At 37.3% G+C, this 21,274-nt stretch carries 14 protein-coding genes; 5 read left to right on the forward strand and 9 right to left on the reverse strand.

Annotated elements, in window-relative coordinates:
- Nucleotides 1-12 precede the first annotated feature (12 nt).
- From EDF66_RS16420 to EDF66_RS16440, 5 genes are read right to left on the reverse strand one after another with little or no spacing between them, the layout of a single operon-like run.
- Nucleotides 13-651: a c-type cytochrome gene (locus tag EDF66_RS16420; protein WP_380918722.1), complete on the reverse strand. Its 639-nt coding sequence runs from the start codon at nt 649-651 to the stop codon at nt 13-15.
- Nucleotides 635-1,171, reverse strand: a complete 537-nt coding sequence (locus EDF66_RS16425) for a DUF3341 domain-containing protein (RefSeq protein WP_021189356.1) — start codon at nt 1,169-1,171, stop codon at nt 635-637. Before EDF66_RS16425 ends, EDF66_RS16420 begins: the two co-directional genes overlap by 17 nt.
- A gap of 5 nt (nt 1,172-1,176) precedes the next feature.
- On the reverse strand, nt 1,177-2,652 hold the full coding sequence (gene nrfD / locus EDF66_RS16430) for an NrfD/PsrC family molybdoenzyme membrane anchor subunit (RefSeq protein ID WP_021189355.1): 1,476 nt from the start codon (nt 2,650-2,652) through the stop codon (nt 1,177-1,179).
- Between the two features lie 29 nt (nt 2,653-2,681).
- Complete coding sequence (locus EDF66_RS16435; RefSeq protein ID WP_132843800.1) at nt 2,682-5,687, reverse strand: TAT-variant-translocated molybdopterin oxidoreductase; 3,006 nt, start codon at nt 5,685-5,687, stop codon at nt 2,682-2,684.
- A gap of 38 nt (nt 5,688-5,725) precedes the next feature.
- Nucleotides 5,726-6,988 (reverse strand): c-type cytochrome, encoded by a 1,263-nt coding sequence (locus EDF66_RS16440; protein ID WP_132843801.1) that lies wholly within the window; start codon nt 6,986-6,988, stop codon nt 5,726-5,728.
- 345 nt (nt 6,989-7,333) lie between these two features.
- Here EDF66_RS16440 and EDF66_RS16445 point away from each other — a divergent pair, with 345 nt between their 5' ends.
- Nucleotides 7,334-7,819 carry a methionine-R-sulfoxide reductase gene (locus EDF66_RS16445; protein ID WP_132843803.1) on the forward strand — a complete coding sequence of 162 codons (486 nt, stop codon included), beginning with the start codon at nt 7,334-7,336 and terminating at the stop codon, nt 7,817-7,819.
- Here EDF66_RS16445 and EDF66_RS16450 read toward each other — a convergent pair.
- On the reverse strand, nt 7,803-8,807 hold the full coding sequence (locus tag EDF66_RS16450) for a LacI family DNA-binding transcriptional regulator (RefSeq protein ID WP_132843804.1): 1,005 nt from the start codon (nt 8,805-8,807) through the stop codon (nt 7,803-7,805). The two genes, EDF66_RS16445 and EDF66_RS16450, sit on opposite strands and share 17 nt — an antisense overlap.
- A 149-nt stretch (nt 8,808-8,956) precedes the next feature.
- On the opposite strand from EDF66_RS16450, the gene EDF66_RS16455 reads away from it, so the two are divergent.
- Together EDF66_RS16455 and EDF66_RS16460 are read left to right on the forward strand one after the other, a co-directional pair.
- The gene (locus EDF66_RS16455; RefSeq protein ID WP_132843806.1) at nt 8,957-11,239 is read left to right on the forward strand and encodes a GH92 family glycosyl hydrolase; all 2,283 of its coding nucleotides are present in this window, start codon (nt 8,957-8,959) and stop codon (nt 11,237-11,239) included.
- A 68-nt stretch (nt 11,240-11,307) separates the two neighbouring features.
- The gene (locus EDF66_RS16460; RefSeq protein WP_021190954.1) at nt 11,308-11,634 is read left to right on the forward strand and encodes a DUF493 domain-containing protein; all 327 of its coding nucleotides are present in this window, start codon (nt 11,308-11,310) and stop codon (nt 11,632-11,634) included.
- A 96-nt stretch (nt 11,635-11,730) separates the two neighbouring features.
- Here EDF66_RS16460 and pnp read toward each other — a convergent pair whose 3' ends face one another.
- The 3 genes from pnp to EDF66_RS16475 all read right to left on the reverse strand — a co-directional run bounded on the left by pnp (nt 11,731) and on the right by EDF66_RS16475 (nt 15,876).
- Nucleotides 11,731-13,890, reverse strand: coding sequence for a polyribonucleotide nucleotidyltransferase (gene pnp / locus EDF66_RS16465; protein ID WP_132843808.1), 2,160 nt, complete (start codon nt 13,888-13,890; stop codon nt 11,731-11,733).
- A gap of 262 nt (nt 13,891-14,152) precedes the next feature.
- Nucleotides 14,153-14,431 carry a 30S ribosomal protein S15 gene (gene rpsO / locus EDF66_RS16470; protein WP_021191167.1) on the reverse strand — a complete coding sequence of 93 codons (279 nt, stop codon included), beginning with the start codon at nt 14,429-14,431 and terminating at the stop codon, nt 14,153-14,155.
- 230 nt (nt 14,432-14,661) lie between these two features.
- A complete protein-coding gene (locus tag EDF66_RS16475) occupies nt 14,662-15,876 on the reverse strand; it encodes an acyltransferase family protein (RefSeq protein ID WP_132843809.1) in 1,215 nt (404 codons plus the stop codon).
- A gap of 454 nt (nt 15,877-16,330) precedes the next feature.
- On the opposite strand from EDF66_RS16475, the gene EDF66_RS16480 reads away from it, so the two are divergent.
- Together EDF66_RS16480 and EDF66_RS16485 are read left to right on the forward strand one after the other, a co-directional pair.
- Complete coding sequence (locus EDF66_RS16480) at nt 16,331-19,582, forward strand: SusC/RagA family TonB-linked outer membrane protein (protein WP_132843811.1); 3,252 nt, start codon at nt 16,331-16,333, stop codon at nt 19,580-19,582.
- Between the two features lie 10 nt (nt 19,583-19,592).
- Nucleotides 19,593-21,194, forward strand: coding sequence for a SusD/RagB family nutrient-binding outer membrane lipoprotein (locus EDF66_RS16485; protein ID WP_132843813.1), 1,602 nt, complete (start codon nt 19,593-19,595; stop codon nt 21,192-21,194).
- Nucleotides 21,195-21,274: the final 80 nt, after the last annotated feature.

Genomic DNA, 21,274 nt, shown 5'->3' on the forward strand with positions numbered 1-21,274 from the left:
TCTGATGTTAGATTATTTCTTTTGTAATTCATGAACGTACATAACAACTTCCCAACGTTCTTCAGGAGACAACTGCGATGCATGCGATCCCATTGAGTTGTGACCGTAATAAATCGTATGGTAAATCTTACCATCTGTCAAATCAGCCATCATACCGCCACGAGAAGAATTTGCAGCATCCGTTTTATGATAAGACGGTGGATTAGGGAAATTCTCAAGCTTACGTGTGCCTCTAGAATCTGTAATTTCACGGTCTTTTGTAATAGAACCATCACCTTTACCTTCTGGTCCGTGACAAACAGCACAGTAAGTCGTAAACAAAGCCTGGCCTTTTTCAAGTCTAGCTTGTGTTAACTCAAAAGGGTTAGTAACTTCACGTCCTGCGCGTTCGTAATCTTCCAAAGTATTGGCATATTCAAATCTGGTAAAACCGATCGGATCTGTACCTTTTGGAGGTGTTTGTGCAGTTTGCTTGTTTTTAAAATTCTCGTTTGGTTGATCTGGATTGAAAGCAATCGGATCGTACATGTTGCGAGAAAACTCCCAACCTGTACTACGAGTAGTCTTGTCACCACAAGAAGAAACGACTGCTGTCAACGACAGAGCTGCACATACTGTAACTAGTAAATTCTTCTTATTCATAACTAACATATTTTCTATCATTGTACTTAACTTCTACAGCGCCGGCTTCTTTCAATAAAGAATCGATCAAAGCATGGTCTGTGTTCTCACGAGCATCTATAGCGATAACGAAACGATCATCTGTAGCTCTTAAATCCATTACGCGAGGTGTACGTCCCGGGAATAAATGATTGCGATAAAAGAAAGTTGCAACCATACCCAAGGCACAGATTAAAATAGTAACCTCAAATGTTACTGGAACAAAGTTCGGGATAGCGAATGATGGTTTACCGCCGATATTCATTGGCCAGTCGTGTACCATTGTATAGTACAATAAACTGAATCCTAATGTTGTTCCTAGTGCTCCAAAGCAAAATGCTGCAATAGGCAAACGCGAAGGTTTAACGCCCAATTTATCTTCAATACCGTGAATTGGCATTGGAGTAAAGCAATCATAGATGCTTACATTATTTTTCTGCAATTTGTCGATCCCATGCATCATTTCATCCGGATCAGCAAAACTACCTAATATATATTTTGTATTGCCCATTGCTATTATTTTAACTCTTTAATTTCTTGTTCTGTTACCGAATCATATTTACCTAAAGAATCTCTAAAGTATTCCACTTGTTCAGCTGGGAATGCGCCTTCTTTAACCAATTTCGTTTTTTGTTGTAAACTAGAGCTTTTCAGCAATAATTTAACCTCTGCAATCGCGATACCTGGTAAGAAACGTAAGAACAATAAGAACAATGTAAAGAATAAGCCGATCGATCCAACGAAAATACCAACATCTGTCCAAGTTGGGTAAAACATAGCCCAAGATGAAGGTAAATAATCACGGTGTAATGAAGTCACGATAATTACGAAACGTTCAAACCACATACCGATGTTTACCACGATTGATAAGATCCATGAAATAGGAATACTTGTACGGATTTTCTTAAACCAGAATAATTGTGGAGAAATTACGTTACAAGTCATCATTGACCAGTAAGCCCAAGCATAAGGACCAAACATACGGTTTTGGAAAGCGTACATTTCGTACTCCGATTGTGAATACATCGCGATGAATAACTCTGTTAAATATGCAATACCAACGATAGAACCTGTCGTCATGATAATTTTATTCATGGCTTCAATGTGGAACATCGTGATATAATTCTCAAAATTCATTACTTTACGTAAGATCAACAATAAAGTCTGCACCATTGCAAAACCTGAGAAGATCGCACCAGCAACGAAGTATGGAGGGAAAATTGTTGTATGCCATCCTGGGATAACAGAAGTTGCAAAGTCAAAAGATACAATCGTGTGTACCGAAAGTACTAATGGAGTTGAGATACCTGCCAAGATAATTGACACAATCTCAAAACGTTGCCAAGTTTTCACAGATCCGTTCCAACCGAAAGACAATACAGAATAAATCTTTTGTCTTAAACCAGTAGCACGGTCACGAATAGTCGCGATATCCGGTAATAAACCACAGTACCAGAATACTAAGGATACTGTGAAGTATGTAGAGATCGCAAATGCATCCCATACTAATGGTGAGTTAAAGTTAACCCATAAAGATCCGAACTGGTTTGGCAAAGGGAAAATCCAGTATGCTAACCAAGGACGCCCCATGTGAGCTACAACATACGTTGCGGCACAGATAACGGCGAAGATCGTCATCGCCTCAGCCGAACGGTTGATGGAATTACGCCAGTTCTGGCGGAAAATTAATAATACGGCCGAAATTAACGTACCTGCGTGACCGATACCTACCCACCATACAAAGTCGGTGATATCCCAAGCCCAGCCTACAGTTTTGTTCAGACCCCAAGCGCCGATACCTGTCCAAAAGGTATAACTAACGCTGACTACCCATAATAAAGCACCTAATACGGCTACAGTGAATCCGATCCACCATGCTTTATTCGGTTTATTTTCAACCGGTAGTAAGATATCATCCGTAATTTTAGCATACGTAATGTCCTTACCGGTCATTAATGGTTCTCTTAATATTGATTCGTTATGCGATGACATAGTATTTTTATTTCAAATAATGAACAAGATTACGCCTCAAAAGTGTTTCTAACTTTTGTCATATAACCGATACCCGGCTGTACATTGATTTCCTCAAGTACGTAATAAACACGCTCATTGCGTAATGCTTTAGATACTTCTGATTCTGGATCATTAGCATCACCAAAGATAATCGCATTTGCAGAACATGCTTGTTGACACGCCATTTGGATATCGCCGTCTTTTACTTTACGGTTCTCCATTTTCGCATGTAATTTACCAGCTTGGATACGTTGGATACACATCGAACATTTCTCCATAACCCCACGTGAACGTGTCGTTACATCTGGATTCAATACCAATTGTGTAAACTCATTATTCAAGTAGTTGTCAAAACGTGAATCATTCCAGTAGTTAAACCAGTTAAAACGACGTACTTTATATGGACAGTTATTCGCACAGTAACGTGTTCCGAAACATCTGTTGTAAGCCATATGGTTCAAACCTTCTGATGAGTGAACAGTAGCTAATACTGGACATACTGTCTCACATGGTGCATGTGCACAATGCTGACATAACATCGGTTGGTGAACAACGGTTACATTTTCGAAACTATTCAGTTTTTCAATATCCGCTTCTTTTGTATATTCTTTACCATCTTCTTCGATAGTGTAGTAACGGTCAATACGTAACCAGTGCATCTCACGACGACGGCGAACCTCATCACGACCTACAACAGGAATATTGTTTTCTACGTTACAAGCAACGATACAAGAACCACAACCTGTACATGCATTCAAATCGATTGCCATCACCCATTTGTGACCTGGTTGCTCATACTTGTTCCACAAATCATACGTTTTGTGTTTATCTGTAAAGCGGCCTGACTCTGAGTTAGGATCTTTTAAATATTTAGCGAAAGTAGTTTCACGAATGATGTTACGACCTTCGATTGTGTGGTGTGTTTGTGTTTGCGCTAATTGATAGATCGTATTCGCTTTAGCGATAGTTGCTTTAGCTACAAACTGAATTGTACCATTAACTAAGCTTGCAAAAGGGTAAGCATTTTTACCTACATTATTACCAGCCTTACCAACTTTAGTACGTCCGTAACCGATGGCTACTGAAACAGTACCCAAAGCTTGTCCCGGTTGTTGAACAACTGGTAACTCGACTTTGTAACCATTAGCTTCAACAGTAACTGTTGCATCTTCACCCAATCCTAATTTCTCAGCATCTTTAGGGTTAATAGCAGCATAGTTGTCCCAAGTTACTTTTGAAACCGGATCAGGAACTTCTTGTAAGTAGGCATTATTTGCATATCTACCGTCACGTAAAGCACTTGATTCATACAATTTCAATTCGAACTCACCAACTACTGTTTTAGCAGCTGCGATAGCAGCACTAGCAGCAGCCTCTACATTACCAGCGAATGAATAAGAAGCTGCAGTTTTTGCACCTTTATATTCAAATCCTGTTTGCAAAACGCTATTCCAGTTCTTTGTACTTCCAGCTAAAATAGTTGAAGTCCAAAGGTTTTTAACAAATGAATAGATATCTGTTGTATCACCCGCCCAAACCAATAAAGATTGATCCGCTTGACGTGTGTTAAATACAGGATTAATTGTCGGTTGAACGATTGAGAATAAACCTTCTTTTGGAGAAGCATCACCCCAAGACTCCAAGAATGTATTTGTTGGAGCAATAGCAGTCAATTCTGAAGCTGTTTCATCAGCACGTTGAGAGAAAGATAATGTAAAATCAACTTTCTTCAATGCCGCTTTAACTTCGTCAGCTTTGAAATAATCATAAACAGGGTTACTGTTTAAGAATAAAGCAACACCTACCTGACCTGCATTTGCGTTTGTCAAAAATTGTGAAAATGCAACGTCAGAACCTTGATGTTGTTTAGAGAAATTATCTAAATCAATTGTCGATCCGTATGAAGCTAATGCACTGTTGATCGCATTTGCTAATGTTTGAATGTTAATATCATTCGAACCAGCAACCACAACAGCAGCACCTTTGTTCGCTAACAATTCTTTTGCCGCTAAAGTAACCGCAGTTTGTGCTCTTTTTGCAGCAATACCACCCGCTAAAGAAGAACCTGTAATTGCATTATATAATGAAATTAAAACAGCTGCTTCTTCCGAAGGTTTAATTGCGATACGCACATCGGCATTTGAACCAGTCATACTTAGACCTGACTCAAACTGAATGTGACGTGACATCTTACCATTTTTCAATGATTTGTAATCACGGTTTTTAATATATTGCTGTGTATGCTCCTCCCCAGCTAACCAAGTTCCTAAGAAATCAGCTGCTACTGAAACAACAACATTTGCTTTTTCAAAATTGTATGAAGGAACAACTGCTTTACCAAAGGAGTTTTTATTCGCTTCAATAATAGCGCTATAAGAAACAGCGTCTACTTGAACCAAATTAGTCGTTGGGTACTTCGCCGTTAATTTAGCGATTGCAGCCAATGTAGTAGGACTATTTACTGTGCTTGCAACAATAGTAATTTGTTTTCCAGCAGTAGCTGCTGCATTTAAAGCAGCGATAACAGTACTATCTAATTTAGACCATTCAACATCCTGCCCTTTTATTTGGGCTGTTTTTAATTTAGACTCATCATATAAGTCTAAAACTGATGCTGCAGTTCCCGAATCTGTACCTTGATTTAAACCAATTGCGTTCGGGTTTGCCTCTACGTTAATAGGACGACCTTCACGCGTTCTTACTAAGATACTCTGACCGTTAAAAGTCGAAGTATAAAAGTTAGGAATACCTGGAGTAATTTCCTCTGGTTTAATTAAATAAGGAACTGCTTTATGCACAGGAGTGCTGTTACAAGCTGCTAAAGTAACAGCCCCAACACCAAAACCTAATGCTTTTAAGAAGTCACGGCGAGGAGTTTTTGTACTCAACCCTGCTTCATTTAAGACATCTTCTACAGGAATAGATTCGGCAAACTCACCCTTGCTTTTTTCTACAAAAGCAGGTGTTTGTTTCAATTCTTCCAAACCTTTCCAATATTTTTTATTGCTATCCATTTAAGCTGTATATAAGATTGCGTATTTCTGAATAATTATTAATAGTGACATTTACCACACTCAAGACCACCGATCATCGCCGCTGTCATTTTTTCACCTTTTTTGATGCTTTCATGCGCTTTGATTAAGTCTTCGTAGTATTTGTTATCTGATTTCACATCTGTTGCCTTATGACAATCCACACACCATTTCATTGTTAATGGCGAGTATTGGTATACTTCTTCCATTGTTTCAATAGGTCCGTGACAAGTCTGACATTCTACTCCTGCTACTGTAACGTGTTGTGAGTGGTTAAAATAAGCAAAATCTGGCAAGTTGTGAATACGAACCCATTGAATCGGCTTAGGATTGTTTCCGTAAGTACGAGTCTCTGGATTAAAATCCAATGCGCGGTAGATTTTTGCAATCTCAGGTGAAATTTCACCATCATAATGCTCAGAACCAGTAATCGTATTGTGACAGTTCATACAAACATTTGCAGAAGGAATAGATGCATTTTTAGATTTAAAAGCACCACCGTGACAATATTGACACTCAATTTTGTTTACACCCGCGTGTAATTGGTGCGAGAATTTAATCGGTTGAACCGGCTGATAACCTGTGTGAACACCCACGTTCCACATTGTTTTCCAACCACCAACAGCCAATAAAGCAACAAGCATTAATACAGCAAATCCGACTAATTTCTTGTTCTTAACAAAAGCTTTAGCAAAAGCAAGGAATTTAGAACTCGTTTGAGGCTCCTCTTCTGCTTCAACAGCAGCTTGATTTGTTGCGATAACCTTCTCTAAAGTACGGATCACACGGTTTAAAACAACGATAACAACAATTGCCAAAACAACTACACCTATTAACCCGAAGATCATAAACAAGTTAGCATTGTCATCTTTCGCAGTTTCACCTGGAGGCAATTCACCTTTAGGTTTTTCAACAGACTCAGCTTTAATATAAGCCAATACTGACTTAATATTATCATCTGATAAATCTGTAAAAGAAGTCATCACAGATTTATTGTACTCCTCAAAAATTGCAATTGCATCGGCATCACCTGAAGCAATTAAAGCTTGAGAGTTTTTAATCCATTTAATCAACCACTCTTCAGACTTAGTTTCGGTAATACCTTTTAAGGCAGGACCAACAACTTTTCTATCAACTTTGTGACAGCTCGTACACTTTGCTTTGAAGATTTTTTCACCTTCCTTGACATCTTGCGCATGCAGCGTCGTAACGGCAAATAACAGCACCAAACTCATTGACGCTATCCTCGCAAGTTTTCCCAAAACGGATGAGATATTTCTCATATTTAACACTTTATACTATTTATTTGTGAATATAAAAATTTAAACACCATTCTAAACAGAGCACACTCTGCCTAGTAATGCCACAAAAGTATAACTTATTAATAAATCCCTGACAATTTTGTGACGTTATTTATCAATTTATAATCGTTCTAAATTATTTTAAAATGACTATTTAATGCAGATTTAAACCACCTCTTGTACTTCAAGGCGGAAATTGATAAGCCTCAAATTTAAGACATCAATAGGACATAAAAAAATTCAAAACTACCCGAAAGTGATTCTTGATAACAGTATGCTGACAAAGAATTGATTAGAGAATTGTAACTTTACGGATATGCAGTTATCATGAAAAAATTAGTATTTTTATATGGCTTGATTTTTTTAATAACCTCCTGTAATGCACAGACGCATCAAGCTTCAAAACAAACATCAATCTTTAAGACAATGGAAGATTCAACAAAATATAACAAATTAACGCCAGAAGAGGAACATGTTATTGTTCACAAAGGAACGGAGCGTCCCTACACGGGCACCCTACTGGATAATAAAACAAAAGGAACTTACGTTTGCAAAAGATGCAATGCTGCACTTTATCGTTCGGAAGATAAATTTGATTCGCATTGCGGCTGGCCTAGTTTTGATGATGAAATCAAAGGGGCCACACGAAAAGAAACAGATGCAGATGGAAGAAGAACAGAAATTCTGTGTAACGCATGCGGAGCACACCTCGGGCATGTTTTCATCGGCGAAAGATTGACCGATAAAAACACACGTCATTGTGTCAACTCCATTTCTATGGTATTTGTAGCAGATACTATTGCTTCAAAATAGAAGATTCACGTATTTTCAATTCGCAGGGTAGTGTCAGATGTTTAATTGATTTGGCTTTACCCTGCAATTTTAACAATAAAATATTGATAATGTGATCCGCAATTTCTTCAATAGGTTGCGAAACAACAGTGATGGCAGGTTCGTGCAATTTAAATACCGTATGATCATCAAATGCAATTAGTGCCGGTAATTTATAATTATGTTTCTTCCCAGACTTAAGTCCTGTAATTGCCAAATAATTAGTTGCAAATAGAACAGCATCTAGGCGATTATCTACAACAAACTCATGTAAGTCATCAATTGCCTCTGCTTCTGATGCGTCCAGTTGTATTTTTTTGATGTATACCTGCTTCTTAAATTGATCCATACCTTTCATGTAGCCATCTAGGCGATCCCGCATTTGGGTCTGATCAGAGTATAACGAGACTAGACCGATACGTTTATAGCCCTGCTCATTAAAATGAACGGTGGCATCAAAGGCGCCTTGAAAATTATCAGCAATAACATAATCTGTTTCCACATCCGGCAAATAGCGGTCAAATAAAACAACAGGTACATTAGATTGAATCAAATTAGAAATTGTTTCCTCAATTCCTTCGGAAGGTGTAATGATGAAACCATCAACCTGTCGATCATTGAACATACCGATCAGCTCTTTGGTCTTCTCGCTATCATTATTGGTGCTACAATAGATAATCCGATACCCTTGCTCATAAACTTTAGTTTCAATCAAACGCGCGATATTACCAAAGAATGGATTTGAAATATCTTCAATGATGAGACCGATAATTTTCGTTTTACCTGTACGTAAACTTTTAGCAAGTTCATTAGGTTTATAGCCGACTTTTTTAACATAATCAAGAACTCGCTTTGTCAATGACTCACTTATACGCTTCTCCTTGGCTTTGTCATTCAATATAAAAGATACCGTAGTAACCGAAACCCCTAAAGCCTTTGCTATATCACTGATCAAAATTCTCTTCTTCATTAAGTATAGTGTGTTTATAATATGAGTTACTAATCTAAAAAAAATTAAAGTAATAACGCCATATATTGTAAAAATATTTAAGCTAAAAGGATTTATTAAGCAAAAAAAATGCTATATTTCACCCCTAAATAAGATCAAACTAATTAATTATGATTCAATTGAATTACAATAAAATTTTATTAAGTATTCTTGCATTATCGCCATTAAGTTCAATGGCTCAACAAAATTTGACTCAATATGTGAACCCTTTTATCGGTTCCGAAGATCATGGACACGTATTTGTCGGTGCCAATGTGCCATTAGGAGCTGTACAATTAGGTCCATCTCAGATTGCACAGACCTGGGATCAGTTTAATGGCTGGGACTGGTGCAGTGGTTACAATTATAAAAGCAAAGAAATTCTGGGTTTTACCCATACACATCTTAGTGGTACCGGTATTGGCGATCTTAATGATATTATGATTGTACCTGCAAACGGTAAAGTACAGTTAAAACCTGCAGAGTTTAACAAGATGGGTACCGGCTATGGATCTAGCTTTAAAAAAGAAAATGAAATAGCCCAACCTGGATTTTACAGTGTTCTATTAGACGATTACCAAGTTCAGGCAAATCTAACAGCAACTGAGCGTGTTGGCTATCATCAGTATGTCTATAATAAATCGGACAATGCCCACTTATTCATCGACCTTTCTTTTAAGATGAACTGGGATAAAACAACAGACTCGTACATTAAGCAAATCAATGACAGCACATTTGTCGGATACCGCTTTTCTTCAGGATGGGCAAGTGACCAAAAAGTATATTTTGCTTTAAAAACATCTGTTCCTATCCAAAAAGTGCAGTTCTATGAGGAGAACAGTCAAAAATTAGGTTCTTCTACCGTAAAAGGTCAAGCTATAAAAGCTGCTTTATTTTTTGATGCTGTAAAAAATAAAACCATTGAAGTGAAGGTTGGTCTTTCATCTGTAAGTACGACAAATGCTTTAGAAAACATACAGGTGGAAATGCCGAACTGGAATTTTGCAGATGCGAAGAAACAGGCAAATGACAAATGGAACAGCACTTTAAATAAAATTCAATTTGAAGGAGATGCAGATACCAAAACCATTTTTTATACCGCATTGTATCATACCTATTTTGCACCGACCATCTTTAATGATGCAAATGGTGATTATCTAGGTACAGACAAACAAGTGTACGAAAAACAGGATTTTACCAACCATACCGTATTCTCTTTATGGGATACTTACCGTGGACTTCACCCTTTAATGAATTTACTGGAGGATCGTAAGATCAATCAGGATTTTATTAAAACCATGCTGGCGATTTATCAGCAACAGGGAAAATTACCGGTATGGCATTTACAAGGTAATGAGACCAATACTATGGTTGGATTACCGGCAATACCAGTAGTAGCTGATGCAGTTATCAAAGGGATTTTAGATGAGAAAGATTACGAATTGGCTTGGGAAGCAGTAAAAACCACCGCAATGGGTTATGAAAACGGCTTAAAATTCGTACGTGACTTAACTTATATTCCAATTGACAGCATGGATCATGAATCTGTAGCTTGGGCATTAGAATATGCTATTGCAGATTATAGTGCTTACAAAATGGCTGTGAAATTAGGCAAAACAGAAGATGCTGTATATTTTGAGAAGAGATATAAGCTTTATGAGCAATATTTTGATAAAGAAGTAGGACATTTTGTGGGAAGAAAAGCTAACGGTGAGTTTAGAAGACCATTCAACGCATTGATGGCTAAACACCGTGAAAACGATTACTGTGAAGGTAACGCATGGCAATACACCTGGTTAGTTCCTCAAGATGTAAAAGGCCTAATCAATCTTTTTGGAGGCGATAAAAACTTCTTGAAGAAACTTGACGAGTTCACAACAATGTCTTCCGATCTGGGCGGAGAAGCTTCAAATGATATTACTGGTCTTATCGGTCAATATGCTCAAGGCAATGAACCCAATCACCATGTCCCTTATCTGTATGCATATGCAGGAGAAGCTTGGAAAGGTTCTGCACTTGCCCGTAAAGCCATGATGGAATTTTATACAAGCAAACCTAATGGTTTGTGTGGTAATGACGATGCTGGACAGATGAGTGCTTGGTATGTGTTTTCAGCAATGGGTATGTATCCATTAAATCCAATCAGCGGTGTCTATGTTTTCGGATCACCGATGATGGAAAAAGCTACGATTACCCTTCCAAATGATAGACAGTTAACGATACAGGTTAAAAACCAAGCGAAGAAAAACAGCTACATCAAAAGTATCAAACGCAACGGTGCATCTTATTCCAAATCATTTATCACTTATGAAGAAGTTCTAAAAGGTGGTACAATCGAAATTGAAATGAGCAGTACACCAAACAAAAATTGGGGTAAAGCGCCACAGGATAGACCTATTGCAGTCGACAATTAATCTGCAAGTCTGTCAGGCCACTATTTATGGAATAGCTTTTGATAATAATCAACAAAAGGAGATTAAAAATGTCAGAATTAAACAACAACATCAATATCCAAGATATTGAAGACGGAAATAATCAGCAAGATTTCTATACAAATTTCAAAGAAAAATTGATTGCTGTAGAACAATTTCCATCCTTGTACAAATTCAAATTCATTGTAAAAGCCGATTTGGAGAAAATAGAGCAAGTAAAACAAGTATTTACGCATGCAAGCACCAAATACGCGGAAAAAGAATCATCAGGTGGTAAATACAAGTCCATCACCGTAGAGACTTTTGTCAATAATGCCGATGAAGTAATTGATTATTACAAAGAAGTATCTAAAATAGAATCCGTTATCATGTTATAACAAATGAAAACAGGCTGTCAAATAGACAGCCTGTTTTTTTTAGCAAAAAAAAGCTCACTTTTCAGTGAGCTTTTTATATGATTAAGTTTTTAAAACTTACGCTTGTGGAGCTGCGTCAGCAGCAGGTTTATCTTCACGAGGAGGACGAGGCAATAAAGCTTTACGAGAAAGTTTCAATTTACCTTGTTTGTCGATATCCAATAATTTAACCGTTACTTTATCACCTTCAGTAAAGATTCCATCCATCGTTTCAAAACGTTTCCAATCAATCTCAGAGATGTGTAATAAACCATCTTTTCCTGGCATGATTTCAACGAAAGCACCAAAAGGCATAATAGACTTCACTTTACCTTCGTAAGTAGCACCTACCTCAGGTTTAGCCGCGATATTTTTAATACGTGTACTTGCATCATCAATAGCAGCTTTATTGTCTGCAAAGATCTGAACGATACCTTTACCGTCTACTTCTTCAATAGAAATAGTAGCACCTGTTTCACGTTGCATTTCTTGGATAATTTTACCACCTGGACCGATGATAGCACCAATAAATTCTTTATCGATAATGATCTGAACAATACGAGGAGCATGAGGTTTGTAATCTTCACGTGGCTCAGAAATTGTTTTCTTCATTTCACCTAAGATATGAAGACGAGCCTCTTTAGCTTGATCCAAAGCTTGTGTCAAAACTTCCCATTTCAATCCATTGATCTTTAAGTCCATTTGACAAGCAACAATACCTTTTTCAGTACCCGTTACTTTAAAATCCATATCACCTAAATGATCTTCATCACCTAAAATATCTGAAAGAATTGCATACTTACCTGTTTTCTCATCCGAGATTAAACCCATAGCGATACCAGAAACTGGAGCCTTCAATTTAATACCCGCATCTAATAATGCTAATGTACCAGCACAAACAGTTGCCATTGAAGAAGAACCGTTAGATTCTAAAATATCAGAAACAACGCGGATCGTGTAAGGGTTTTCACTATCAGCAGGCAATACTCGTTTCAATGAACGTAATGCTAAATTTCCGTGACCTACTTCACGACGACCTGGACCTCTATTTGGTCTAGCCTCACCTGTAGAGAAAGCCGGGAAATTGTAGTGTAAGATAAATTTGTTATAACCGTTGATGAAAGCACCATCGATCATTTGTTCTGCATCTTTAGCACCTAAAGTAACAGAAGTCAATGATTGTGTTTCACCACGTGTAAATACAGCCGAACCGTGAGCCGCAGGTAAATAATTTACTTCTGACCAGATTGGACGTACAGTACGTACATCACGTCCATCAAGACGTTTTCCTTCGTCCAATACTAAATTACGAACTGCATCGTATTGTACATCATGAAAATATTTTTTGAATAAGAATTTTGTGTCCTCATCCAATTCTTCTGGAAGTGTCGCTCTGAATTCTTCAGCAATTTTTGCGAAGGCTTCAGAACGGTCATGTTTTGCAGAAGCAGAAGCTGCTACAGCATATACTTTATCGTATGTCGCACTGAAAATTTCAGCTCTCAAAGTCTCATTAGTTGGCTCGTGGTTATACTCACGTTTTACATTTTTACCGACTAAATTTGCTAATTCAACTTGAGCAGCAACTTGTTTTTTGATCGCCTCATGCGCAAAAGCAATTGCTTCTACCATTTCAGCCTCAGAAATTTCACTACACTCACCTTCAACCATACCGATATCTTGAGCAGAACCAGCTACGATAAATTCTAAAGTTGCTCTTTCTAATTCAGACATTTTTGGATTAATCACCAATTGGCCATCGATCTTAGCAACGCGAACCTCAGAAATAGGTCCATTGAAAGGAATATCAGAAACCGCAATAGCAGCAGAAGCTGCTAAACCAGCTAATGCATCAGGCATAATATCTTTATCTGCAGAGATCAAAGAGATCATTACTTGCGTATCTGCATGATAGTTTTCAGGGAATAAAGGACGTAAAGCTCTATCTACCAAACGAGAGATTAAGATCTCATAATCTGACAAACGTGCCTCACGACGTAAGAAACCGCCAGGAATACGGCCTGTAGCCGCGTATTTCTCTTGGTAATCTACTGACAAAGGTAAAAAGTCAACTCCAGATTTCGCTTCTTTAGCAGAAACGACTGTTGCTAGAAGCATCGTATCACCTTGTTTTAAAACTACTGCACCATCAGCCTGTTTAGCCAATTTACCAGTAGAAAGTTCGATCTGGGAGCCATTGCCCATATCAATTACTGTTTTGATTTCGTTATAACTCATTCGTTGTTATTTGCGATATGCTTTTCATCTTTTGGCAGCATACCTATATTAAAAATATTTTAATTTCATCGCAAAGATAAGGTAAAATATTTATAATCAAACTGACGTAAGTTGCATTTATGACAGTAATTATCATGCTACCCTTAACCATTGAAGGTGGTTTTATAATAATAAGTAGCATAAAATCATCATTTCAAAATTTAGCGACAAAAAAAAGCCATCTCCAAAGAGACGGCTTTCTAAAGTTTTTATAACTAAAAGCTTATTTGATGATATCACGTAAACCAAGACCTTTAATGATCGCACGGTAACGGTTGATGTCAGTTTTGTACAGGTAAGCTAATAATGAACGACGTTTACCTACTAACATTTGTAGGGCACGTTGTGTGTTAAAATCTTTTCTGTTTTTTTTCAAATGCTCAGTTAAGTGAGCAATTCTCTTAGTGAATAAAGCTACTTGTCCTTCTGTAGAACCCGTGTTCGTTGCCGAACCTGCAAATTCCGCGAAGATATCTGCTTTGTACTCTTTACTTAAATACATCTCTGAAATAATATTAAAGCGTTAAAAATTTTTGTTAATTGACTGCAAAGGTAGCACTTAAACTTTAATCTGCAAAGAAAATGAAGATTAAAATTTAAGTAGTAACGCAGTAATATTAAAGTGCCACCTTAATAGGCACCTAGTAATTTACATAAAGTTTAAATCAATTGAGGGACAAAACACCTGATAACAATAAACTTAAAATTCGCTCTGCATTAATAAGGAATGCCTTAAACTTTCACATAGATTTTCTTTTTATCCAAGTAATAGCATATACCCCACATCAAGGCCAAAAAGCATAACGAGTAAAAGAAAGAACCGACCTCTGGTGGACCTGGTAAAGGTTTGCAGATTGTTGTATAAAACCAGGTAAATGCGTTGGTGTATAAAACAGTTCCATCATCTCCTACCCCATCTGGAATACGGATCAGCCCTACCAATCGCGGTAAAACACCACTTAGCACAAAGATAAAAAGTGGGTTTTTGCCAAACACATCAAAAAATTTAGTCAAACCATTTTTCACACCTTGTACTTCAACAAACCAGATCATTCCACCGATGGTCATAATTCCTAATCCCGTTGTGTACAGTACATAAGAACTTGTCCATATTTTTTTGTTGATCGGAAAACCTAATGACCAGATCCATGCTAAAACTACCAGAATAAACCCCGTTACAAATAACCCTGAAAGTAATTTGAAATGAGGCTCTTTACTTTCAGGAACCTTAGACCATAACCAATCTACCTGCCCTTGCTTCTTGATATAAGTACCGGTAAGATAACCGAAAACGACTTGTACAATAGTCGGTAATGTACTCATCAGGCCTTCAGGATCAAAAGGCACACCTTCTCCCTTATAAATATGAGCTACTCCCAATAGCTGTATATCAATCGGAGTTCCAAACCAACCTGCAAGGCTATAAGGATCTTCTGCCTGTCCAGCAAAAGCACAAATAGCCCAATAAGCCAATAAGATAACAGCAGAAATCCAGATCAACGCCTTCTCTTTAAAGTAATAAGCCAGAATAGAAGCAAAACAATACGCCAACGCAATGCGCTGAAGTACACCTAATATCCGGATGCCCTTTTCAGGATTATTTGGATTTACCCAATGCTTCAATCCAAGTGTATCACCGTCCCACTGCACAAACGGAGCCCAGTTAAGGAATAAACCAATAGCAAAAATCAAAACCGTTCTTTTGATAACTTTCTTCCAGAATACAGCATCTCCAGCTTCCTGAAGTCGAGGAATAACAAAAGACATGGCATTACCAACTGCAAATAGAAAAAAAGGAAAAACAAGATCTGTTGGGGAACAGCCATGCCAACCGGCATGTTTTAATGGTGCGAACATATGAGCCCATGTTCCAGGGTTATTGACCATAATCATCAGAGCAACTGTAGCTCCTCGGAATACGTCAAGTGAATAATAACGCTGTTTCATAAAATAGTTTGTTTAAGGCATAAAAATAACAATTTCTTAATTCACTTTTATGCCTAATTTACATTCAAAAAGCACAAACACAGATCTTTTATTTTTTTTTTAAAAAGAATTTGAAACTTAATATTTAATATATACTTTTACCACAACTTAATGAGATAAGTACATTTTCTACCAAACTTACTTATCGAAAGAAGCTAACCAAAATCACAATTTAAAATAGTACAACAGAAGCATTTTAGAAAAAGAGCACGCTCTTAGATTTATACGCCATACTTTTAACCGTTAATACGACTTTATTTACCTAAAGACAAATAGCGATTCAAAGAATCACGCTTTGTATTAAAATAATTTAATTACTTAAATGAACCAGAGATAACTACACCTAAATCAACAAGCATAATCCCATGGATTAAACTTGGTACTAAACAATTCTAAATAACCTAATAATTAAAACATGAGTGTCTTTTACAAAAAAAGTGCAGGCTTAGCCTTATGCACACTCTTTTGCGCAACATCTTTATATGCGCAACAAACTCTCACCGGATCGGTAAGCGATTCAAATGGTCCAGTTTCTGGTGCCTCAGTCACCATCAAAGGAACCAATCGCGGAACACAAACAAAGGCAAACGGAACTTTCTCTATCCAGGCAACAGCAGGAGAAACTCTTCGAATCACCATTGTAGGCTATAAATCACAAGAAATTAAACTGGGAAGTTCTAATACGGTCAATATAATACTTACCGAAGATGCTTCTTCTCTCGATGAGGTAGTAGTGACTGCATTGGGTGTTAAAAAGGAAAAAAGAGCATTAGGCTATGCCAGCACAACAATTTCAACAGAAGACTTAGCTGATAAAGGTTCTGCTATGAATGCTATGACTTCGATGTACGGAACAGTTCCGGGCCTTAAGCTTAATCTTACAGGTATGGGACCTGCAGGAGGAATAAATGTTAATATCCGTAATGCAGTTTCTTTTTCTGAGAGCTCAAACGTACGTCCTCTATTTGTCATCGATGGTATCCCAATGTTAGATTGGCAAACAGATATAAATCGAAGTCCGGGAAATGGCTTGAATGACCTCAACATGGATGATATCGCATCATTTGAAATCCTCCGTGGTGCAAAAGCGGCTTTATTATACGGATCCAATGGAGCGAATGGTGTCATACTAATCACCTCCAAAAGCGGAAGAAAAAGACCAGGGTATGGTATTGATGTCAATCTTGCACATCAATTTGATAAACCATGGGTATTACAAGAATTACAAAACGAATTTGGTTCTGGCTATCCTGTCAACTGGGGTGCTTATGGAAACAATTATACGCCAGAAGGATTCTATAAACGAAATGATCAGGCCTCATACGCCCCAGTCACCTATAACTTTGGACCGCGTTTCAATGGACAAGACCTCTTATATTACGATAATACGATGAAGCCCTATGTCGCACAACCTGACAACATTCGCGATTTATACCGAAATGGACATACTTCCACTGCAAACGTTTCTATACAGGGTGGTGGTGATTTAGGAGGATTTCGTTTGGCTTACACCAATAAAAACTACGAAGGAATTTTTGAAGGATTCAAAATTAAGGAAAACAAGGTAACATTCAACGGAAATATGAGTCTTACAGATAATGTCAACTTAAGATTGGTTTCAACCTACAGTAACAGCTTTAACCACAATCCACCCAACCAAAATCAGGATGCCTTTGTAACATATGGTCTACCTAGAAATTTAGATGTAAAAGCGTTGCGTAATCAAATTTTTGATCCGGAAACAGGTTACTTCTTCTTTTATATGAACAACATTCAAGCGCAATATGCTACAGGAAGTGTTGTTCGAGAAAATTTAGCTAAAAACTACCTGTACAGTCAACAAAAAGACAAATTTGACAACAGCCGTAACCATTTTACCAATTCATTGAACTTAGACATAAAACTCAATAAGAACCTTAGCTTTACCGGTATAGGTGGTTTTGACTGGATTATTAACGACAACAATACTTATGAGGCACTAAGACGACCATTATCCCAGGGTGTAGGCGGAAGTGCTGGACTGAAAACTGAGCAAAATGTTTCATGGAATGGCCAGGCCATGCTACGTTATGAAAAAGATCTAAATCCAGACTGGAACCTTTCTAGTTTTATCGGAGCAGTCTACCTAGGCAATTCATATCGAATGCTTTCAAGATCAACAAACGGTGGCTTTATTACTGATAATTGGGAATCTTTAGGCAACTCTAAAAATGACCTTCGATTTAGTGATTCAAGAATTGCAAACGATGGACTTTATGGAATATTTGGTTCAGCCCAATTAAGTTATAAGAACCGGTTATTTTTTGATATACAGGGACGAAATGACTGGTCGTCAATCCTTCCTCCCAAAAACAACTCCTATTTTTATCCAGGAGTCAGTAGTTCCTGGGTATTCTCAGAAAGTATAGATGCACCGGAATGGTTGACGATGGGTAAACTTCGTGCATCTTGGGCTGATGCAGGAAGACCAGGTTCTCGATACTTTTCAAATAATGTTTACAGTATAGGATCTTATGATGGTGCTATAAGTTATAGTTCACCATCCACAATTCCACCGAAAGACTTACAGCCAGAACGCAAACGTGAATTTGAAATTGGTTTCGACACTAAATTCTTAAATTCAAGATTAGGATTAGAATTTAGCTATTTTTCAGGTATCACATACAACCAAATCATGGCTTTAAGCCTTGCTTCATCATCTGGTTATAATGCGATAGCCATAAATGCGGGTAAGGTTTCAACTAAAGGTTACGAATTTTCACTCACAGCCACGCCAGTTAAAACAAACTCTTTCTCTTGGGACATGATTATCAATGGATCTGCATCTAAACCAGTGGTGAAAGAGCTTTATGATGGAATAAACACCCAAAACCTATGGGGTGCAAGCGGAGCCCGCATTGTTGCAAAAGAAAACCAGCCCTATGGACAGATTTTGGTAAAACCGTTCGCTGTTAACGATAAAGGGGAAAGATTAGTTGGTAATGATGGTTTATACTACACAGATCAAACACAAGATAAATTAGTAGGAAAGGTAACACCTGATTTCATTGGTGGTTTAATCAATAACTTTTCGTATAAAGGGCTTACATTAGGACTGAATTTTGATGCATCTTTCGGTAGTACGCTTATTTCACAGACCAATATGTATATGCGAGGTAGTGGAAGCAGCATTGAGACTTTAGCCGGGCGGGATGAGGCCAGTGGAGGACTTCCTTACTATGTCGACAACAATGGTTCTTATGTTGGCTTACCTTCTCACAACACAGCTTTGCCTAATGACTCTAAATATCCAATGATCTTCCATGATGGTGTTATCTTACCTGGAGTAAAACAGGATGGAACACCGAATGACCGAATAATTAATGCTGGAGACAAATATGCTTATTATTGGCAATCCTTCATGGAAATCCAAGAAGATGTAGTTTACAAGAACGATTATATAAAATTACGTAATATTACATTATCCTATGCTCTACCAAAATCTATAACCTCTAAAATGAAATTTGAGAAACTTATTGTTTCTGGTTTTATGAATAATGTCGCATTTCTACACCGTACAATGCCTAACGTCGATCCTGAGTCCAACAATGGAACTAATGTATTTTATGAAAATAATGCATTCCCAACAACCCGTAGCATTGGATTTAGTTTAAGAGCAACATTTTAATTCGAATAACATGAAAAAGCATATTTCTATAATATCCAAATTTTTCCTTTCTGTCATTATATTAAGTAATGTATCATGCCAGAAACAATTAGAAGATAAATACGTGAATCCTGACGGATTTACTCAACCCGTTATTGAGGGGTTTATGACAGACGCTTTACAACGTCTTGGCACTTTCCGCACAGATTATGGTTCTTTATATCATACTTTTCCTGTTTTTAATAGAATGTTAGGGACAGGAGGATTTTCTAACGACGGGATAGTCAATACATTTTCATGGGGCTTCAATCCTTTTGAATCGTCTTTTGACAAGCTTCGTTCTGTTAATGAACTTGAGATAAGGTACAACCAATTATCAGACCAAGAGAAGAAGGACTACTTACCTTATAAAGTCGTGGCTGACGTGGTTAAATCTTATTTATTTTACAGATTGACAGAATCACATAATAGTATTCCTTATTCAGAAGCTCTTCAAGGAAAAAATGAATCCTTTTTTCCAAAATTTGACAATCAAGAATCCGTATATGCTAGTGTTCTTACTAAATTAGAAGAATCTTACAATACATTCTCAGCCTATACCATCGGAACATCAATTCCAGAAAAGAATTTTGCTTCCTCAGATGTACTACTGAAAGGAAATATCGAACGCTGGAAAATATTGATTAATAGTTTACGCCTTAGAATTGCAATGAGACACACAAATGCAAACCCACAATTGGCAAAAACGGTTATTCAAAAAGTACTGAGCACATCTATTTACGCTAACTCCGCTGAAAACAGCATTTTACACACAGACAAAACACCTGACAGAGCCTTTGAATATTTGATCAACCGAGCTATGCAGGAACAAAGAAGTTCATTCTATGCTCCTGTAGAAATGGTAAAACTATTAAAAGTAGACAAAGATCATACAGACCCTAGGCTTTATGTATTATTCCAACCTGACGCTTTTAACAACTATTCAGCAATAAGAAAAGAAGGACCATATCCCAAAGCTTACACTGACTCCATTACAACTGCAGACCTGACAAAAACATATCCATCGTTGTACAACCGTACCACTTTTGAACAAAATGTATTGCTTCCTACTCAGATCATAACTTCTACAGAAGTTAAACTGATCTTATCAGAAGCTGCTTTAAGATGGCCAGATCTCAATTTAAATGCAACAAATCTATACAAAGAGGCGATCAAAGAATCGATCGATAAGTATTATGCATTTAATAAGGTGAATGTTATTTCATATACAGGGAAAATTGCAGCATCTCAGCCAGCAGCCCCTACGACACAAGTTATCACAGATTATGTGGACTTTATTGGAAATAAATTTGCACAAGCTTCCGATCTAGAAAAGAAAGGAATGATCTATGATCAAAAGTTTATCGATTTCAATGTTGTTAATCCGTTTGATCTTTGGAGCGAAACAAGAAGATTCATCAAAGAACTTAATGCTCGAGTAATAAAAAAACCTTCTAATATTCGCTTTATGGAAAGAACAATTTATCCAACATCGGAGGCGACCAATAACAGCCAAAACTTCATGGAAGTAGCGAAAGATAATAATTATACATCTCCCGTTTGGTTCACTGGAAGAACAGAAGCATATAAATAACAGTATAAAAATCTAGTATTTTGCCCTCAATAAGTTAATCGCTTATTGGGGGTTTTTTATGATTTATAATATGTATCGCA

Origin of the sequence: Sphingobacterium sp. JUb20, assembly GCF_004342035.1 — a bacterium.
GTDB lineage: Bacteria > Bacteroidota > Bacteroidia > Sphingobacteriales > Sphingobacteriaceae > Sphingobacterium > Sphingobacterium anhuiense.